Source organism: Kitasatospora sp. MAA19 (assembly GCF_029894125.1).
Taxonomy (GTDB): domain Bacteria; phylum Actinomycetota; class Actinomycetes; order Streptomycetales; family Streptomycetaceae; genus Kitasatospora.
In genome coordinates, this window is sequence record NZ_JARXYZ010000003.1 from 105587 (window position 1) to 124185 (window position 18599).

Genomic DNA, 18599 nt, shown 5'->3' on the forward strand with positions numbered 1-18599 from the left:
GCGCCTCATGGTGCCAAGGCGACTCGCCATGCCCCGTGAAGCGGCAAACCGCCGCCGTGTCCCAGATTATTGGCTTATGCGCATTTTCAGACCCTATCCCCAAGCCGCCGGCGCACCGGCCCGGAGCGTCTGATGACCACGCCACCCACCGCCGACCACCCCGCCGGCGCCGGCTCCCCCACCCCCGAACGCCGCCCCCGCACATCCCAGGCCACCCACGTCGATCAGTACGCGGCGCACCTCCTGCGGAAACTGACGCCCCATGAGGCCAAGGCGCTCGCCCACCTCGCCGCCGGCCGCGACCTCCCCCAGACCGCCGCCGCCCTGGGCGTCACCCCGGCCACGGCCCGCGGCTACGTCCAGCGGGCCATGCGCAAGCTCGGCGCCGCCACCGAGGCCGAGGCCGTCGCCCTCACCACCCACCCGCCGACCCCCGGCACCGCACCTTCGACGGCCTACGCGGCGCCCGCGACGGGCGGCGCCACCGCGCAGCGCGCCCGACCCGGCAGCGGCACCGGGCGACACGACCGGACCGTCCCGGCGGCCGGCAGCTTCGAGGAGCTGTACGAGCAGGCGCACGCCCGGCTGGTGCAGCAGGTGTTCCTGCTGACCGCCTGCCGGCACCGGGCGGTGCACTGCGTGCGGCTGGCGTTCGGGGCGGCGCGACGCGGGTGGGGGACGGTGTCCGGGACGGGGGATCCGGAGGGGTGGGTGCGGGCCCGGGCCTGCGAGCTGGCGCTGTCCCCGTGGCACCGGGGCGGGCCCCGGCGGGCGCACGCCTGGAAGCTGCCGCACCGGCGGATCAGGGTGCGGCCGGCGGACGAGTCGCAGGCGGTGCTGCCCGATCACGACCGGCTGACCGACCGGGACCGGGCGCTGCTGACGGCGTTGCGGCGGCTGTCCCGACCGCAGCGGCGGGCGCTGGTGCTGCACGACGGACTGGGGCTGCCGGCGGCGGCCGTCGCGGTGGAGGTGGAGTCGACGCTCACGGCGGCCGAGGGCCGGGTGTGGGCGGCCCGGACGGCGCTGGCGCAGTGGGTGCCCGATCTGGTGGGGCCGGATCCGGCGGCGCCGGGGTTCGCGGACGGGCTGAGCGCGCTGCTGCACCAGGCGGCGGTACGGGGCTGCCCGGAGCCGCACCGGCCACCGGTGCCGGCCCTGCAGGCCCGGCACCGCCTGTGGACCGCGAGCCGGACGGGGGCGGCGGCGCTGCTGACGGTGGCGGTGGGCGGGGCGGCGCTGGCGACGCTGGTGGGGATCCGGCCGGAGACGCTGTTCCAGCCGCCGGAGTCGCCGGAGCCGGCGGTGTGCCGGCCGGTGCCGAACCCGGACAACCCGGGTGTGCCCGTGCTGCGTGGCGGGCCGCCGATCGGTGTCCGCAGTCTGTGGTGCAGCCCGACGCCGGGGGTGGAGGCGGTGGTGGTGGAGCCGCAGCCGCGGGCCGCCGGGCGGTGGGAGCTGCCGGCGGCCACCCTGGGGCCGGCTGCCCCGCCGCCGCCGCAGGGTCCGGAGGCCTGTCCGATGTGGTCGCCGCTGCCCTGCACGACCGGGTCGCCGCCGCGCTGACGACGGCCGGAAACGGGCGAGCGCCCCTGCCCACGAGGGGCAGGGGCGCTCGACGCGCAGCCGGACGAGGTCAGCCGGCGATGATCTCGCGCGCCAGGCGGGCGGTCTCGGACGGCGTCTTGCCGACCTTGACACCGGCGGCCTCGAGGGCCTCCTTCTTGGCCTGGGCGGTGCCCGAGGAACCGGAGACGATGGCGCCGGCGTGGCCCATGGTCTTGCCCTCGGGGGCGGTGAAGCCCGCGACGTAGCCGACGACCGGCTTGGTGACGTGCTCGGCGATGTAGGCCGCGGCACGCTCCTCGGCGTCGCCACCGATCTCACCGATCATGACGATGAGCTCGGTCTCCGGGTCCTCCTGGAACGCCTTGAGGGCGTCGATGTGGGTGGTGCCGATGACCGGGTCACCGCCGATGCCCACGGCCGAGGAGAAGCCGATGTCGCGCAGCTCGTACATGAGCTGGTAGGTCAGGGTGCCGGACTTCGAGACCAGACCGATCTTGCCGGAGCTGGTGATGTCGGCCGGGATGATGCCGGCGTTCGACTGTCCGGGGCTGATCAGGCCGGGGCAGTTCGGGCCGATGATCCGGGTCTTGTTGCCCTTGGCGCCGGCGTGCGCCCAGAAGGCGGCGGTGTCGTGCACCGGGACGCCCTCGGTGATGACGACGGCCAGGCCGATCTCGGCGTCGACGGCCTCGACGACGGCGTCCTTGGTGAACTTCGGCGGCACGAAGATGACGGTGACGTCGGCACCGGTCTTCTCCATGGCCTCGGTGACGGTGCCGAAGACGGGCACCTCGGTGCCGTCGACGTCGACCGTGGTACCGGCCTTGCGCGGGTTGACACCGCCGACGATCTGGGTGCCGGAGGCGAGCATGCGGCGGGTGTGCTTCATGCCCTCGGAGCCGGTCATGCCCTGGACGATGACCTTGCTGTCCTTGGTAAGGAAGATAGCCATGGTGTGAAAGTCCCCTTCCTTACTTGTTGGCCAGCTCGGCGGCGCGGTCCGCGGCGCCGTCCATGGTGTCCACCTGCTGCACCAGCGGGTGGTTGGCGTCGGTCAGGATCTTGCGACCCAGCTCGGCGTTGTTGCCGTCCAGGCGGACGACGAGCGGCTTGGTGACGGCCTCGCCCTTGCTCTCCAGGAGCGCGAGGGCCTGCACGATGCCGTTGGCGACCGCGTCACAGGCGGTGATGCCGCCGAAGACGTTGACGAAGACCGACTTGACGTCGGCGTCGCCCAGGATGATCTCCAGGCCGTTGGCCATGACCTCGGCGGAGGCGCCACCACCGATGTCGAGGAAGTTGGCGGGCTTGACGCCGCCGTGCTTCTCACCGGCGTAGGCGACCACGTCGAGGGTGCTCATGACGAGGCCCGCGCCGTTGCCGATGATGCCGACCTGGCCGTCGAGCTTGACGTAGTTCAGGCCCTTGGCCTTGGCGGCGGCCTCCAGCGGGTTGGCCGCGGCCTTGTCCTCCAGGGCCTCGTGCTCGGGCTGGCGGAACTCGGCGTTCTCGTCCAGGGAGACCTTGCCGTCAAGCGCGATGATCTTGCCCTCGCCGGACTTGATCAGCGGGTTGACCTCGACGAGGAGCGCGTCCTCGGCGATGAAGACCTTCCACAGCTTCTGCAGGACCTCGGCGACCTGGTCGGCGACCTCGGCCGGGAACTTCGCCGCGGCGACGATCTCGGCGGCCTTCTCCGGGGTGCAGCCCTCGTTGGCGTCGACCGGGATCTTGGCGAGCGCGTCGGGGTTCTCCTCGGCGACGACCTCGATCTCCACGCCGCCCTCGACGCTGGCCATGGCCAGGAAGGTGCGGTTGGTGCGGTCCAGCAGGAACGAGACGTAGTACTCGTCCTTGATGTCCGCGGTCTGGGCCAGCATCACCTTGTGAACGGTGTGGCCCTTGATGTCCATACCGAGGATCGCCTCGGCCTTGGCGACGGCGTCGGCCGGGTCGGCGGCGAGCTTGACGCCACCGGCCTTGCCGCGGCCGCCGACCTTCACCTGAGCCTTGACGACGGCGCGTCCGCCGAAGCGCTCGGCGATGGCGCGAGCGGCTTCGGGGGTCTCGATGACATCACCGTCAAGCACGGGTACACCGTGCTTGGCGAAGAGGTCCCTCGCCTGGTACTCGAACAGGTCCACGTGTGTTCGTCCTTGTTCGTGGTCGCGGATTGTGTCTCTACGAGCGTGCCACGGCAGGATCTTCGCTGCGGGTCGTCGGGGCGGTGCGGGTACGCAGAGGTACGGCCTTGCGGCCCACACAGCCACGGGCGCACACGTCAATCAACACGCGCGTCACGTCCGTCTGGCAGGTTATCCCCGTACGACGGGACTGTTTCGCCCGGGGCCTGCCCGTCCGTGGTGAGAACCGTCACAGACACCCTGCGGGGGCGGGTGGCGGGCCCCCGTCCACCGGTCGGCGGGTTTCGCACGTCCGGGTGAATCCTCACGCTCCCTGGTCGGGCACCGGGATCGGGCGCTTCTCGATCGCCGCGGCCATGATCTCCGGAAAGGCGTCCGGGGTGCAGGCGAAGGCCGGCGCGCCGAGGGCGGCCAGCGCGGCGGCGTGGGCGTGGTCGTAGGCGGGCGCCCCCTCGTCCGACAGCGCGAGCAGGGCGATGAACTGGACGCCGGCCGCCTTCATCGCGGCCACGCGCTTGAGCATGCCGTCCCGGATGCCGCCCTCGTAGAGGTCGCTGACCAGCACCACGACGGTCTCGGACGGCCGGGTGATCTTCGACTGGCAGTAGGCGAGCGCGCGGTTGATGTCGGTGCCGCCGCCGAGCTGGGTGGCGAACAGGACGTCGACCGGGTCGGTGAGCTGTTCGGTGAGGTCGGCCACCGAGGTGTCGAAGACGACCAGCCGGGTGTCCAGCGTCCGCATCGAGGCGAGCACCGCGCCGAACACCGCCGAGTGCACCACCGACGGCGCCATCGAGCCGGACTGGTCGATGCAGAGGATGACGTCCTTCTTCACCGCGCGCTGGGCACGGGCGTAGCCGACCAGCCGCTCGGGGACGACGGTGCCGTGCTCGGGCAGGTAGTTCTTCAGGTTGGCCCGGATGGTGCGGTCCCAGTCGATGTCGCGGTGGCGGGGCCGGTTGACCTTGGCGCTGCGGTCGAGGGCGCCGCCCAGGGTGGCCCTGGTGCGGTCGGCGAGCCGGCGTTCCAGATCGGCGACCACCTTGCCGACCACCGCCCGGGCGGTCTCCCGGGTGGTCTCGGGCAGCGCGTGCTTGAGCGACAGCAGGGTCCCGACCAGGTGCACGTCCGGTTCGACGGCCTCCAGCATCTCGGGCTCCAGCAGCAGGCGGTCCAGGCCGAGCCGGGTGATCGCGTCCTGCTGCATCAGCTGGACGACGGTGGACGGGAAGTACTCGCGGATGTCGCCCAGCCAGCGGGCCACCTGCGGGGCCGAGCCGCCCAGCCCGGCGCTGCGCCGGCCGCCGCGGGCCGCCCGGCCGCCTTCCTCGGGCGCGCCGCGGTAGAGCGCGGCGAGGGCGCCGTCCATCGCGGCGTCGCGGCCGCGCAGGGTGCAGCCGGTGCCGTCGGCCTCGCCGCCGAGCACCAGCCGCCAGCGGCGCAGCCGTTCGTCGGTCGTGGTCGCCATCAGGTCCTCCTTCACGGGTAGTCGGGTGGTGCGGTCGTCAGGTGTCGCGGTTGTCAGGCGGTGCGGCCGTGAGGTGGTGCGACCGTCGGACGGTGCGGCCGTCAGGTGTCGCGGCCGGCGGCCTGCCGGGGGATCCGGGGGATCCGGGGCCGGGCGCCGAGCAGCAGGGCCACCACCGGGACCGCGGCGTCGGCCCGGGCCCGGTCGAGGGCGCCGCCCGAGGCCCGGGCCACCGGGGCCTCGCCGAGCGGGCCGGCCGCGACCCGGCTGCCGACGGTGCTGCGAACGCCCGCCTCCAGCCCGGCGAAGGTGCGGCGCAGCAGCGGCAGGACGTCGGTGAAGACCTCGCCGGGCACTCCGGTCAGCCACTCGTCGAGCAGGGCGAGCAGGCGCGGGTCGTGCAGCAGCAGGGCGCCGCCGCCGGTGAGGAAGCCCTCGATCCAACCGGCCGCGTCCACCGGGGCGTTGGCGACGGACAGGACCAGTCGCAGTCGATGGCCGGCCTCCTCGGAGTCGAGCCGGCCGTCGTCCAGCAGCAGCCGGACGGCGCGCCCGCGCAGCAGGCCGGGGGCGCCGGTGGCTGGGCCGCCGGTCGGCTCGCGGCGGGCCAGCGAGCGCAGGGCGGCGGCCCAGCGGTCGGCCAGGCCCTCGGCGGCGGCCGACTCGCCCGGGGCAGTCGGGTCGCCCGGCCCCGGTCGGGTCGCCGAGCCGAGCAGGCCGATCGCGCCGTGCACCTCGTCGAGCCGGCCGCGCATCGCCGCCGCCCCCTCCGCGTCCAACCCGACGCAGGCGGGCGGCAGTCCGACGCAGATCCGGTCGGCCAGGCCGGCCGCGACCTCGCCGAGCGCGCCGTGGTCGGTGCCGCGCACATCGCCGTAGCGCAGTGCCCGCACCAGCGCGGGCAACGCCCCGGCCAGGTGCGCGACGTCGGTGTCCAGGGCGGCGCAGTCGGCGAGCACCCGCATCACGGCGGGCAGCGCGCCGGCCAGCCCGGCCAGCAGGCAGGTCTCCACCAGACCGGTCAGCTCGGCGAGTTCGACGGCGGCGCGGGCGGTGCCGACGGCCTTGCCGGTCGCCGCGTCCTCGATCGTGGTGCCCCACTGGGCGGCCTCGGCGATCCGGACCGCGAACTCCGGCTGCCAGCACAGCCGCCAGCTCTCCCGGAACGTCCCGGTCGAGTTGACGGAGGAACGGGCCGGCACCCCCCAGTCGACGCCGAGCAGCCGCAGCCGGTGCAGCAGCCGCGAGCGGGCCGCGTCGGTGTCCTTGCGCAGGTCGAGGTCGAGGTCCTTCGGCGCCGCCTCGGGCTTGAGCCGCAGTGCGCGCTGCAGCCGGACGAGGTCCCGCTGGAGCGGCACCGCCGGTGCCGCGTCCGGGACTTCGCCGAGCGCGTCGCCGACCACCAGGCGGTCCCGGACGAGCTCCAGGGCGACGTCCGATCCCTCGCAGAGCACCGCGCGGACGGCGTCCAGGGTCTCGGTCAGCCCGGCCAGCGGACGGCCGCGCAGCACCGCCAGCGTGCGGGCCAGCCGCACCGCCTCGATGACGTGGGCGGAGGAGACCGGGTGGTCCTCGGCACGCAGCAGTTCGGCGGCCCGGGTGAGCCAGCGCGGCACCGGGTCGCCCTCGGTGGTGAACAGGTGGTGGTACCAGCCCGGCGACTGCACGCCCGCGCCGTAGCCGGTGGCCTGGGAGAGCCGGCGGTGCGTCCACGGCACCCAGGTGATGTCCGTCCGCACCTTCCGCGGCAGTTCGGCGAGCAGCGCCCGGTCGTGCGCGACCGTCGGCATCGCGGCCAGCGCGGGCACGTGGAAGGCCCCGCACACCACGGCGATCCGGCCGTGCCCGGCCCGGCGGGCGGCGCGGATCTGCTGGCGCATGTACGCCTCGCGCAGCCGGTCCCGCCGGGACTCGCCGAGGCCCTCCGCGCGCAGCGCCGCCATCGCCTCCGCGACGGCGGCGAACGGTGCCAGCGCGTCCGCGCCGGGCGCGCGGTGCTCGACCACGTCCTCCCACCAGCGCTCCGGATCGTCGTGCCCGGCCGCCTCGGCGAGCAGCGCCAGCGGGTCGGCGACCGGCTCGGCGACCGGCTCGACGGGTTCAACCGCTTCGGCGGGCTCCTCGGAGTCGACGGAATCCTCGGCATCGGCGGGGCCGAAGCCGTACCCGGCGGGCAGGTCGATGAAGCGGACCGGCAGCTCGCGCTCGACGCCGTACCGGATCGCCACCCACTCCGGGGAGAACTCGGCGTACGGCCAGAACGCGGCCTTCGCCGGGTCGTCCACCGCGTGGGCCAGCAGCGCGACCGGCGGCACCAGGTCCTTCTCGGCGGCCAGCCGGACGATGCCGTCGGCCTCCGGCGGGCCCTCGATCAGCACCGCGTCCGGCTGCCACGCCTCCAGCGCGGCGGCCACCGCCCGGGCCGAGCCCGGGCCGTGGTGACGGATGCCGAGCAGCGCGACGTCCGAGGTCATGCGCCCACCCCGCTACGCCCGGCAGCCGCTGCGCACGACGCGCACCCCGCAATGGCTCGCTCGCTACGCTCGTTCACGCGCCCACCCCGCTACGCCCGGCACCGATGGCTCGCTCGCTTCGCTCGTTCATCGCACCTCCTCGCGGGCGGCCCGGTAGAAGTCCTTCCAGCCGTCGCGCTCGCGCACCACCCCTTCGACGTACTCGCGCCACACCGCGTGGTCCGCCACCGGGTCGCGGACGACGGCGCCGAGGATGCCGGCCGTCACGTCCCCGGCACGCAGCACGCCGTCCCCGAAGTGGGTGGCCAGGGCCAGGCCGTTGGTCACCACCGAGATCGCCTCCGCCGTGGAGAGGGTGCCGCCGGGGCTCTTGACCTTCGTCCGGCCATCCGCCGTGATCCCGGCCCGCAGCTCGCGGAAGACGGTGACCACCCGCCGGATCTCCTCGGCGCCGCCCGGCAGTTCGGGCAGCTCGAGGGATCGGCCGAGCTGGTTCACCCGGCGGGTGACGATGTCGACCTCCTCCTCCAGCGAGCCCGGCAGCGGCAGCACCACGGTGTTGAACCGTCGGCGCAGCGCGCTGGACAGCTCGTTGACGCCGCGGTCGCGGTCGTTCGCGGTGGCGATCACGTTGAAGCCGCGCACCGCCTGCGTCTCGCTGCCCAGCTCCGGCACCGGCAGCGTCTTCTCGGACAGGATGGTGATCAGACTGTCCTGCACGTCGGCCGGGATCCGGGTCAGCTCCTCGATCCGGGCGAGTTTGCCGTCCGCCATCGCCCGCATCAGCGGCGAGGGCACCAGGGCGTCCCGGCTCGGGCCGTGGGTGAGCAGCTGGGCGTAGTTCCACCCGTACCGGACCGCCTCCTCCGGGGTGCCGGCGGTGCCCTGCACCAGCAGGGTGGAGTCGCCGCTGATCGCCGCGGCCAGGTGCTCGGACACCCAGGTCTTCGCGGTGCCGGGCACGCCGAGCAGCAGCAGCGCGCGGTCCGTCGCCAGGGTCGTGACGGCGACCTCCACCACCCGGCGCGGGCCGATGTACTTGGGGGTGATCGGGGTGCCGTCGGCCAGTTCGCCGCCGAGCAGGTACGTCGCCACGGCCCACGGCGAGAGCTTCCAGCGCGCCGGGCGCGGACGGTCGTCCTGCGCGGCCAGCGCGGCCAGTTCACCGGCGAAGGCGTCCTCGGCATGCTGCCGCAGAACGTCGGTCATGGGGGCTCCTTCGGGTCGGCCGCCGGGCGCACGGGTGCCCCGGCGGCAGGGTGATCGGGGGGAGCCAGGTCGGCGTCCCGGCCTGTGGGAACCACCCTGCACCTCGGCACTGACAGTCCGCGCCGGCCCCTTGCCCCGTTCCCGCGACGGCTCCGGACGGGTGGTCAGCCGATGTCAGTGCCGCCGCCTACGGTCGGTCGCATGGAGGAACGCTGGAGCACCGAACACGTCCTGTCCCTGGCACCTGACGCCGCGTCGCAGAAGGCGGCCGGCAAGCTCTCCTCGCCCGCGCCCTGGTCCGGGGCGGGCACCGACGGCACCGCGCTCTGGGGCGAGTGCAAGGGCAGCGGCAGCACGCCGTACCGCACCGTGATCGAACTCGCCACGCCCGCCTACCAGTGCAGCTGCCCCAGCCGGAAGTTCCCGTGCAAGCACGCGCTCGGGCTCCTCCTGCTGTGGAGCGGCGCCCCGGAGGCCGTCCCGGCCGCCGAACCCGCCGAGTGGGCGGCTGACTGGCTCAAGGCCCGCGAGGAGCGTGCCGAGAAGCGCGTCGCGGCCCCGGCCGACCCGGCCGCCGCCCGCCGTCGGGCCGAGCGGCGCGGCGCCCGGGTGGCGGCGGGCGCGGCCGAGCTCCGGCTGCGCCTGGCCGACCGGGTCCGGCACGGCCTGGCCGACCAGTCCACCGCCGGGCCCTGGGAGGAGGTCGCCGCCCGGATGGTCGACGCCCAGGCCCCTGGCCTGGCCACCCGGGTCCGCGCACTCGACGCCACCCCGCAGGACCGGCTCCTGGAGGAGTACGCGATGCTCCACCTGCTCGCCACCGCCGCCACCCGGGTCGACGAACTGCCGCCCGAGCTGGCCGCCACCGTCCGCACCCGGGTCGGCTACCCCACCGACACCGCCGAGATCCTGGCCGGCCCCACCGTCCGCGACCGCTGGCTGGCGCTCGGCAGCCGGGACACGTCCGACGACCGGCTCACCACCCGCCGGGTCTGGCTGCGCGGCGCCAAGACCGGCCGCCCCGCCCTGCTGCTCGCCTTCGGCCGCCCCGGCCAGGCCCCCGACCTCGCCCTGCCCACCGGCCACCTGCTGGAGGCCGAGCTGGCCTTCCACCCCGGCGCCCGGCCGCTGCGCGCCGCCCTCGGCACCCGCTACGGCGCCCCCGAGCCCGGCCCGGCCGGCCCGCCCGCCGGCCTCACCGTCGCCGAGGCGGTGGCCGGCTACGGCACCGCCGTCGCCGACGACCCGTGGCTGGAGAGTTGGCCGACCGTCCTCGCCGGCGCCGTACCGGTCCGCACCCCGGACGGCTGGTACCTGACGGACGGGCACCACACCCTGCCCGTGCACACCTCGGCCCTTCCGGAGGCGGCGCTGTGGCGGCTGGCCGCCGTCTCCACCGGCCGCCCGCTGACGGTCTTCGGCGAGTACGGCCACCAGGGCTTCGCCCCGGTCACGGCCTGGGCCGGCCACGACCGCCCGATCGGCCTCACCACCGTCTAGGACCGACCGGTCCAACGCACGTCAGGAGCACAGAAAATGACGATCACCCAGGACCCGTGGGAGACCCTGCACACCACCGCCCTGCTCGGCACCGACCGCCGCCCGCTCCCGGTCACCGCCCTCCCCCTCGCCGACACCGTCGACCCGGCCGATCCGGCCACCGCCCTGCTGGAGCTGGCCGCCCTCGCGACCGTCCGCCGCCGGGCCGGCGCCCTGCCCGTGCCCGCCGCCGGACCGCCCGGCCCGCCCGCGCCCGAGGACCCCCGCCCGGAGCTGCCCGCGGCGGCCGCCCGCCGCCTCGCCGTCCTGCTAACCGGCCGGACCGGCAGCGGCGGCGCCACCCTGGCCAACCTCGCCGAACTGCTCCCGCAGTGGCTCGCCACCGTCCGCGCCCGGGGCCTGCGCCCGCCCGGCGCGCTGATACCCGGCCTGCTCGACGCCGCCCGCGCCCGCAGCGAGCTGCGCTCCGACGCCGTCGCACTGGCCGGCCCGCTGGGCCGCTGGCTGGCCGAGCAGAACCCCGACTGGCGGTTCGTGCTGCGCACCGCCGCCCCCGACCCGGCCGAGCGGCCCGGGCAGCCCGTCGACCACCACCTGTGGCACGAGGGCCTGTTCGCCGAACGGGTCACCCACCTCACCCTGCTGCGCCGCCACGATCCGGCCGCCGGCCTGGAACTGCTGAGCGGCACCTGGTCCACCGAGCGGGCCGAGGACCGCCTGCTCTTCCTGGACGCCCTGCAGGACGGCCTCTCCCCCGCCGACGAGCCGTTCCTGGAGGCCGCCCTCGGCGACCGCAGCAAGAACGTCCGCGCCACCGCCGCCGAGCTGCTGTCCACCCTGCCCGGCTCGGCCCTCGCCCGGCGGATGGCCGAGCGGGCGAGCGCCGCCGTCCGTCTCTCCGACGCCGGGACGCACCTGCTGGTCACCCCGCCCGCCGAGTGCGACGCGGCCATGCAGCGCGACGGCATACCGCTCAAGTCCCCCACCGGCCGCGGCGAACGGGCCTGGTGGTTCGGCGAGGTGGTCGCCGCCGCGCCGCTGCGGCTCTGGCCGGAGAGCACCGGGCTGACCCCGGAGCAACTGCTCGCCCTGCGGGTCGGCGACAGCATCGACGAGACCAGCAGCAGCTGGGCCGACGACCTGCGGGAGGCCTGGGCGCGCGCCGCCGTCCGCCAGCACGACGCCGACTGGGCCCGGGCCCTGCTCGGCCCGGCGCCCACACCACCCGCCCGCGGCGCCGGACGGGCCCGCGCTCCCCGCGTCACCGGCGCCCCCGCCAAGCTGCTGGCTGTCCTCCCGCCCGGGGAACGGGCCGCCTGGACGGCCGCGTTCATCGAGGTGCACGGCCTCGGCGAGGCCTTCCAACTGCTCGGCGCCTGCGGCACGCCGTGGACGCCGCCGCTGTCCACCGCCGTGGTGACGGCCCTGGCCCGCGCCGCCGGCTCCGGCGCGTACCCGTGGAGCCACAGCGGGGTGCTCGGGATGACGGAGCGCGCGCTCGCCCCGGAGACCGCGGCCGCCGTGGAGGAGCTGGCCGCCGAGGCCGCCCCGGACTCCGCCTGGTCGGAGACCTTCGCCCGGCTGGCCGGAACGCTGCGCTTCCGGGCCGCGATGCTGGCCGAACTCGACGCCTGACGACCGGCACCCACGAAGCGACGGGCCGGTCCCCGAAGGGGCGGGCCGGTCCCCGGAACGACGAAGCGGGCCGGTCCCCGAGGACCGGCCCGCCCGTACCGTCAACCTCAGCCGGCCGCCCGCAGGTTGGCCTCGACCCAGGCGACGACCTCCCGGGTCGGCGTGCCCGGGGTGAAGATGTCCGCGACGCCCATCGCCTTCAGCTCGGCGATGTCCTCGTCCGGGATGATCCCGCCGCAGAAGACCTTGATGTCCGCCGCGTCGCGCTCCTTCAGCAGCTCCAACACCCGCGCGCACAGCGTCATGTGGGCGCCGGAGAGGATCGACAGCCCGATGCCGTCCGCGTCCTCCTGGATCGCGGTGTCGACGACCTGCTCGGGCGTCTGGTGCAGCCCGGTGTAGATGACCTCCATACCGGCGTCGCGCAGGGCGCGCGCGATGACCTTGGCGCCCCGGTCGTGACCGTCGAGCCCCGGCTTGGCGACCACCACACGGATCGGCCCCGACACACTCATCACTGCCTCCTGCTGGACCTCGTCGTCCACCATCCGACCGGACCCTGCGGACCACGGGCGCGGTTAACGGTCAATAACCAACCTGAGGGGAGGTTAGCGCCACCCGGCCCGGTTGGCCGTGCCACCTCCCAAGAGGAGGGCAAAGTCACAGCCACCGGCCTTGCTACCAGTGGGTATACCCGTCCGCCCGCCCTCCGCACAGACCCCCGGCCGAGCTCTTGACAATCGGAGGTTTTTCCGGGGCATCGGCCTTGCGGCTACAGTCTCGGCTGTTTTCCCCCGCTTTCCCCCGTCGCTTTCCCCTGCCGGTCCCCCTGCCCGACGACGCGCCCCGAGGCCCACCGAGGAGGCAGCCCCCGATGGCTCCCGACGCAGCCGCCCGCCCGACCCGTGCGGAGCTGCGCCTCGCCGCCCGCGAACAGTCCCGCGCCGAGCGCCGCGGCGCCGCCAAGGCGGCCACCCGGACGGCCCTGCTGCGGGTCGCGCTGCCGTCGGTGGCCGCGCTCGGGGTCGCCGCCGCGGCGGCCGTCACCGTGCAGGGCGAGACCGACCAGCGCGCCCAGGCGGCCGGCCGGACCGCGCCGCACACGGCGGCCGAGGCCCCGGACAACCCGGCCGACGGCGGCGCCGAGGCCGCCAAGGCGGCCGCGCAGCAGGCGGTTGCGGCCGGCGGCCCGACCCAGGCCTCCCGCGGCGACGCCCGCCAGCCGCTGGCCGGCGCCCAGCCCACCGACGACCCGACCGCACAGCCGACCGCCGAGCCCGCCAAGCCCAAGGTGGTCATGCCGGTCGCCCAGCACGGCCTCGGCGAACTGTTCGGCGAGGCCGGCACCCACTGGGCCAACCGCCACACCGGCATCGACTTCCCGGTGGACGGCGGCTCCCAGGTCATGGCCGTCACCGACGGCACGATCCGCACCCTGTGGAACCCGTCGTACGGCTACATGTCGATACTGAAGATGCCCGACGGCACCGAGGCCTGGTACTGCCACCTGAGGGCGTACAAGGTCCGCAAGGGACCGGTGAAGCAGGGCGACGTCATCGCCTTCGTCGGCAGCAGCGGCAACAGCACGGGCCCGCACCTGCACTTCGAGATCCGCCCGGCCGGCAGCGGGCCGGTCGACCCGCTGCCGTGGTTCCTCTCGAACGGGCTCGACCCGCGCTAGAAACCCTCCCCGTCAGAGCTTCTCCACCGGCGCGTAGCGCAACAGCAGTTGCTTGCGGCCCTCCGAACCGAAGTCGACCGTGGCCTGCGCCCGGTCGCCGACGCCGGTGACGCCCACCACCGTGCCCAGCCCGAAGGTGTCGTGGGTGACCCGGTCCCCGACCGCCAGCGAGACGACGTCCCGCTCCACGACCTGGCCGCCGCGCCGCGCCGACTGCCCCCAGCCCGCCTTGGGCTTCGAGGAGGCCGAGGAAGCCGACGAGGAGCGCGAACCGCCGCCCCCCGACGAGGACTTGCCCCAGGACGAACCCGAGGAGAAGCCGCGCGCGGCCGGCGCCTGCGCCGCCCCCGTCCGCTTCCACTCCACCAGGTTCTCCGGGATCTCCTCCAGGAACCGCGAGGCCGGGTTGTACGCGGGCTGCCCCCAGGCGCTGCGCAGCACCGAGCGGGTCAGGTAGAGCCGCTCCCGCGCCCGGGTGAGCCCCACGTAGGCGAGCCGCCGCTCCTCCTCCAGCTCCTTGACCTGGTTGAGCGCCCGCATGTGCGGGAAGATCCCGTCCTCCATGCCGGTCAGGAAGACCACCGGGAACTCCAGGCCCTTGGCGGTGTGCAGGGTCATCATCGTGATGACGCCCTGGCCCTCCTCGTCCTCGTCCGGGATCTGGTCGGAGTCGGCGACCAGCGCGACCCGCTCCAGGAAGTCGGCGAGCGAGCCGACCGGCGGGGTGCCGTCCTCACCGGCGTCGGGCCGCTCGCCCGGGTCCTGCTCGTACTCGAGGGCGACGGAGGCCAGCTCCTGCAGGTTCTCCACCCGGGTCTCGTCCTGCGGGTCGGTGGAGGCCTGGAGTTCGGCCAGGTAGCCGGTCTCCTCCAGGACGGCCTCCAGCACCGCGGCCGGGCCCGCGCCCGACTCGACGACCTGCCGCAGCCCGGCCATCAGGGTGTTGAACTTCTTCACCGCGTTGGCCGAGCGCGCGGCCATCCCGTACGCCTCGTCGACCCGCACCAGCGCCTGGGCGAAGGAGATCCGCTCCCGCGCGGCCAGCGCGTCGACCATCGCCTCGGCCCGCTCGCCGATGCCGCGCTTGGGCACGTTGAGGATCCGGCGCAGCGGCACGGTGTCCTCCGGGTTGGAGAGCACCCGCAGGTACGCCAGGACGTCCCGGACCTCCTTGCGCTCGTAGAAGCGCACCCCGCCGACCACCTTGTACGGCAAACCGACCCGGATGAACACCTCCTCGAACACCCGGGACTGGGCGTTGGTCCGGTAGAAGATTGCGACGTCGCCGGGCTTGGCGTCGCCCGCGTCGGTGAGCCGGTCGATCTCGTCGGCGATGAACTGGGCCTCGCCGTGCTCGTCGTCCGCGACGTAGCCGACGACCCGCTCGCCGTGCTCGCCGGCCGTCCAGAGCTTCTTCTCGCGCCGGTTGGCGTTGCGCTCGATGACGGCGTTGGCGGCGCTCAGGATGGTCTGCGTGGAGCGGTAGTTCTGCTCCAGCAGGATCGTGGTCGCGTTCGGGTAGTCCTCCTCGAACTGGAGGATGTTGCGGATCGTCGCGCCGCGGAAGGCGTAGATCGACTGGTCCGCGTCACCGACGACGCACAGCTCGGCCGGCGGCACCTCGGCCAGCCGCCCGGCCGCCGGGTTCACGAACTCCCCGTCCACCGTGCGCTTCGGCGCGGCCGCGACGGATCCCCCGCTCAGCTCGCGGACGAGCATGTACTGGGCGTGGTTGGTGTCCTGGTACTCGTCGACCAGGATGTGCCGGAACCGGCGCCGGTAGTGCTCCGCGACGTCGGGGAAGGCCTGGAGCAGGTTCACCGTCGTCATGATGATGTCGTCGAAGTCCAGCGCGTTGGCCTCGCGCAGCCGCCGCTGGTACAGCGTGTACGCCTCGGCGAGCTTCTTCTCCATCGGGTTGGCGGCCTGGTCGGCGAAGGTCTCCTCGTCGATCAGCTCGTTCTTCAGGTTGCTGATCTTCGCCGTGAAGGACTTCGGCGGGAACTGCTTCGGGTCCAGGTCGAGGTCGCGGCAGACCAGTGACATCAGCCGCTGCGAGTCGGCCGAGTCGTAGATCGAGAAACTGGACGTGAAGCCCAGCACCTTGGACTCGCGGCGCAGGATCCGCACGCACGCGCTGTGGAAGGTGGACACCCACATCGCCCGGGCCCGCGGGCCGACCAGCGCCTCGACGCGCTCGCGCATCTCGCCGGCGGCCTTGTTGGTGAAGGTGATCGCCAGGATCTCGCCCGGCTGCACGCCGCGGGCGCCGAGCAGGTGGGCGATCCGGTGGGTCAGCACCCGGGTCTTGCCGGAGCCGGCGCCCGCCACGATGAGCAGCGGCGAGCCCGCGTGCAGCACCGCCTCGCGCTGCGGGTCGTTCATGCCCTCCAGCAGCTGCGCCGGGTCCACCACCGTCCGGGCGGCGCCGTTGCGGTACCAGGCGTCGCGCGCGGTCTCGGCGGCGTGGTCGGTCTGGAACAGCCCCTCCGGGATGGCCTCCTCGTAGGCCTCGTACGGGGCGTCGTCCTCGTACGGCGGGGGCTCCTCGTCGAGGGGGGCGGCGGGCTGCTTCGACCCGGCGGCGGGTGCCTCGAAACCGGGGAGCGGGAGGTCGTCAAAGAGGCTACTCATGGCACTCCGAGTCTATGGCCACCCACCGACAAGCCCGCCCGGCCCGGGAAATTCGGGCCGAACGGGCTCGGGCCACCACGCGGGCACAGCTCAGCGCACGGCTCCCGGCGCGGCTCAGACCAGCCGGCGGGCGGTGGCCCAGCGGGTCAGTTCGTGCCGGTTGCTCAGCTGGAGCTTGCGCAGGACGGCGGAGACGTGACTCTCGACCGTCTTCACCGAGATGAAGAGCTGCTTGGCGATCTCCTTGTACGCGTAACCGCGCGCGATCAGGCGGAGCACCTCGCGCTCGCGCTGGGTGAGGCGGTCCAGGTCCTCGTCGACCGGCGGGGTGTCGGTGGCGGCGAAGGCGTCCAGGACGAAGCCGGCCAGCCGGGGCGAGAACACCGCGTCGCCGTCGGCGATCCGGAAGATCGCGTTGACCAGGTCGGTGCCGGTGATGGTCTTGGTGACGTAGCCGCGCGCGCCGCCGCGGATGACGCCGATGACGTCCTCGGCGGCGTCCGACACCGACAGGGCCAGGAACTTGACCCCGCCCTGCTCGCCCATCAGCCCGGCCGAGCGGCGCAGCACCTCGACACCGCCGCCGCCGGGCAGGTGGACGTCGAGCAGCACCACGTCCGGCCGGGTCTCGGCGACCACCCGGACCGCCGACTCGACGTCGTCGGCCTCGCCGACCACGTCGATGCCGGTCGTCTCGGTGCGGCCGATCTCGGCCCGCACCCCCGTGCGGAACATCCGGTGGTCGTCCACCAGGACGACCCGCGCGGTACGCCCGGAGTCCTCGGCCGCGGGGACCCCGATCGGCGCTGCCTCAGTCATTCGTTCTCTCCATCTCCAGCTCGACCTCGGTCCCGCCGTCCGGCGCGGGCCGCACCCGTGCGGTGCCGCCGTTGCGCTTCATGCGGCCGATGATCGACTCCCGTACGCCCATCCGGTCCTCGGGCACCGTGTCGGGGTCGAAGCCGGGGCCGTGGTCGCGGACGAACACCGACACCGTCCTCCCCTCCACCTCGGCGTAGACCTGGACCGGTCCCCCGCCACCGTACTTGGCCGCGTTGACGGTCGCCTCCCTCGCGGCCTGCATCTGTGCCGCGATCCGCTCGTCCATCGGGCAGTCACCGACGATCACGACCTCGACCGGGACGCCGTGCCGGTCCTCGACCTCGGCGACGACGGCGCGCAGGCTCTCCGCCATGGTGTCGGGCGCGGCCTCGGCGGCGGCCTCCGGGCGGTACAGCCACAGCCGCAGCTCGCGCTCCTGGGCGCGGGCCAGCCTCAGCACCTCCTTGGGGTCCTCGGCCCGGCGCTGGATCAGGGTCAGCGTGTGCAGCACCGAGTCGTGGACGTGCGCGGCGATCTCGGCGCGCTCCTGGGCGCGGATGCGGGCGGTGCGCTCGGCGCCGAGGTCCTGCCACAGGCGCAGCCCGTACGGGCCGAGCAGCACCAGGACGCCGGCGAGCACGGCGAGCGAGGCCTCGACCACCGAGCCGAGCGTCGAACCGCTGCCCTGCATGGCGAGGAAGGCGATGGTGCCGGCCACCACGAGCAGCACGCCGGCGCCGACCCGGGTGTAGGCGCCGCGCCGCTTGTCGCCCTCCTCCAGGCCGAACCAGCGCTGCCAGCGCGAGTCGTCGGCCTGCCGCCAGACCAGCGCGACACCCACCCCGATCGCCAGCAGCGGCCAGGTGTACGGCTTGGCGGTCTGCAGGCCGAGCGCGTTGAGCAGGGCGATCAGGCCGATCACGGTCATCACCAGGGCGGCGAGCTGGCCGAGGCCGCCCTGGCCGGTCTTGCCGGCGGGCGCGGCGCCCTCCCCCTCCGCGGGGACCGCGGCGACCGGCTCGCCCTGGAGCGCGTGCTGGAGCAGTTCGCGCAGCCGGCCGAGCCAGCCGCTGCGGCCCTTGCTCAGCGCCCCGCCCGGCTGCTGCCCCGCCCCGGCCGGGACGAAGGCGCCGTTGACGTACATCCAGTGGGTGCCGCCGCGCTGCGCGGGTTCGCCGATGCCGATCGGCACCACGAACCAGAACGCCGCGTACAGCAGGGTCCCGATCCCCTGCGCGAAGAAGAGCAGCACGAACGCGAGCCGGACCCACCGCACCGGCAGCCCGAGGTGCACCGCGAGACCGTGCGCGACCCCGCCGAGCATCCGCCCCTGCGGGCTGCGGTAGAGCCGGCGGTACGGCGGCCGCCCGCCGTCGGGCGCGGTCGGGTCGGCGCCGGCCGACGACGCGGCGTCGGGGGCGAGGGGGCGGGGGTCGGTACCGGGTGCTGCCACGCCACCGATG

At 74.6% G+C, this 18599-nt stretch carries 13 protein-coding genes; 4 read left to right on the forward strand and 9 right to left on the reverse strand.

Annotated elements, in window-relative coordinates:
• Nucleotides 1-132: 132 nt before the first annotated feature.
• Nucleotides 133-1566, forward strand: a complete 1434-nt coding sequence (locus P3T27_RS06000; protein ID WP_280675018.1) for a LuxR C-terminal-related transcriptional regulator — start codon at nucleotides 133-135, stop codon at nucleotides 1564-1566.
• A 70-nt stretch (nucleotides 1567-1636) separates the two neighbouring features.
• On the opposite strand, the gene sucD is transcribed toward P3T27_RS06000, so the two are convergent.
• The 5 genes from sucD to P3T27_RS06025 form a co-directional block, all read right to left on the reverse strand.
• A complete protein-coding gene (sucD, locus tag P3T27_RS06005) occupies nucleotides 1637-2521 on the reverse strand; it encodes a succinate--CoA ligase subunit alpha (protein ID WP_280675019.1) in 885 nt (294 codons plus the stop codon).
• 19 nt (nucleotides 2522-2540) lie between these two features.
• A complete protein-coding gene (gene sucC, locus P3T27_RS06010) occupies nucleotides 2541-3713 on the reverse strand; it encodes an ADP-forming succinate--CoA ligase subunit beta (protein ID WP_280675021.1) in 1173 nt (390 codons plus the stop codon).
• A gap of 304 nt (nucleotides 3714-4017) precedes the next feature.
• Nucleotides 4018-5181 carry a VWA domain-containing protein gene (locus P3T27_RS06015; protein ID WP_280675023.1) on the reverse strand — a complete coding sequence of 388 codons (1164 nt, stop codon included), beginning with the start codon at nucleotides 5179-5181 and terminating at the stop codon, nucleotides 4018-4020.
• A gap of 101 nt (nucleotides 5182-5282) precedes the next feature.
• Nucleotides 5283-7655, reverse strand: a complete 2373-nt coding sequence (locus P3T27_RS06020; RefSeq protein ID WP_280675025.1) for a DUF5682 family protein — start codon at nucleotides 7653-7655, stop codon at nucleotides 5283-5285.
• Nucleotides 7656-7781: 126 nt separating this feature from the next.
• Nucleotides 7782-8864, reverse strand: a complete 1083-nt coding sequence (locus P3T27_RS06025) for an AAA family ATPase (RefSeq protein WP_280675027.1) — start codon at nucleotides 8862-8864, stop codon at nucleotides 7782-7784.
• 201 nt (nucleotides 8865-9065) lie between these two features.
• On the opposite strand from P3T27_RS06025, the gene P3T27_RS06030 reads away from it, so the two are divergent.
• The gene (locus P3T27_RS06030) at nucleotides 9066-10364 is read left to right on the forward strand and encodes an SWIM zinc finger domain-containing protein (RefSeq protein ID WP_280675029.1); all 1299 of its coding nucleotides are present in this window, start codon (nucleotides 9066-9068) and stop codon (nucleotides 10362-10364) included.
• A gap of 36 nt (nucleotides 10365-10400) precedes the next feature.
• Nucleotides 10401-11999: a DUF5691 domain-containing protein gene (locus P3T27_RS06035; protein ID WP_280675031.1), complete on the forward strand. Its 1599-nt coding sequence runs from the start codon at nucleotides 10401-10403 to the stop codon at nucleotides 11997-11999.
• Between the two features lie 107 nt (nucleotides 12000-12106).
• Here the strand turns inward: P3T27_RS06035 and P3T27_RS06040 are convergent, their stop codons facing one another.
• Nucleotides 12107-12514 (reverse strand): cobalamin B12-binding domain-containing protein, encoded by a 408-nt coding sequence (locus P3T27_RS06040; protein ID WP_280675033.1) that lies wholly within the window; start codon nucleotides 12512-12514, stop codon nucleotides 12107-12109.
• Nucleotides 12515-12873: 359 nt separating this feature from the next.
• Here P3T27_RS06040 and P3T27_RS06045 point away from each other — a divergent pair, with 359 nt between their 5' ends.
• Nucleotides 12874-13680 (forward strand): M23 family metallopeptidase, encoded by an 807-nt coding sequence (locus P3T27_RS06045; protein WP_280675035.1) that lies wholly within the window; start codon nucleotides 12874-12876, stop codon nucleotides 13678-13680.
• Between the two features lie 12 nt (nucleotides 13681-13692).
• Here P3T27_RS06045 and pcrA read toward each other — a convergent pair whose 3' ends face one another.
• The 3 genes from pcrA to P3T27_RS06060 all read right to left on the reverse strand — a co-directional run bounded on the left by pcrA (nucleotide 13693) and on the right by P3T27_RS06060 (nucleotide 18589).
• Nucleotides 13693-16314, reverse strand: a complete 2622-nt coding sequence (gene pcrA / locus P3T27_RS06050; protein ID WP_280675037.1) for a DNA helicase PcrA — start codon at nucleotides 16312-16314, stop codon at nucleotides 13693-13695.
• Nucleotides 16315-16428: 114 nt separating this feature from the next.
• A complete protein-coding gene (locus tag P3T27_RS06055) occupies nucleotides 16429-17133 on the reverse strand; it encodes a response regulator transcription factor (protein ID WP_280675039.1) in 705 nt (234 codons plus the stop codon).
• Nucleotides 17126-18589, reverse strand: coding sequence for an ATP-binding protein (locus P3T27_RS06060; RefSeq protein WP_280675042.1), 1464 nt, complete (start codon nucleotides 18587-18589; stop codon nucleotides 17126-17128). Before P3T27_RS06060 ends, P3T27_RS06055 begins: the two co-directional genes overlap by 8 nt.
• Nucleotides 18590-18599 lie beyond the last annotated feature (10 nt).

Bases quoted from the DNA above. Each gene is read 5' to 3' on its own strand.
- P3T27_RS06035 (WP_280675031.1), top strand. From the start codon at position 10,401: ATGACGATCACCCAGGACCCGTGGGAGACCCTGCACACCACCGCCCTG.
- P3T27_RS06030 (WP_280675029.1), top strand. From the start codon at position 9,066: ATGGAGGAACGCTGGAGCACCGAACACGTCCTGTCCCTGGCACCTGAC.
- sucD (WP_280675019.1), bottom strand. From the start codon at position 2,521: ATGGCTATCTTCCTTACCAAGGACAGCAAGGTCATCGTCCAGGGCATG.
- P3T27_RS06055 (WP_280675039.1), bottom strand. From the start codon at position 17,133: ATGACTGAGGCAGCGCCGATCGGGGTCCCCGCGGCCGAGGACTCCGGG.
- P3T27_RS06020 (WP_280675025.1), bottom strand. From the start codon at position 7,655: ATGACCTCGGACGTCGCGCTGCTCGGCATCCGTCACCACGGCCCGGGC.
- P3T27_RS06000 (WP_280675018.1), top strand. From the start codon at position 133: ATGACCACGCCACCCACCGCCGACCACCCCGCCGGCGCCGGCTCCCCC.
- pcrA (WP_280675037.1), bottom strand. From the start codon at position 16,314: ATGAGTAGCCTCTTTGACGACCTCCCGCTCCCCGGTTTCGAGGCACCC.
- P3T27_RS06025 (WP_280675027.1), bottom strand. From the start codon at position 8,864: ATGACCGACGTTCTGCGGCAGCATGCCGAGGACGCCTTCGCCGGTGAA.
- P3T27_RS06040 (WP_280675033.1), bottom strand. From the start codon at position 12,514: ATGAGTGTGTCGGGGCCGATCCGTGTGGTGGTCGCCAAGCCGGGGCTC.
- P3T27_RS06015 (WP_280675023.1), bottom strand. From the start codon at position 5,181: ATGGCGACCACGACCGACGAACGGCTGCGCCGCTGGCGGCTGGTGCTC.
- P3T27_RS06045 (WP_280675035.1), top strand. From the start codon at position 12,874: ATGGCTCCCGACGCAGCCGCCCGCCCGACCCGTGCGGAGCTGCGCCTC.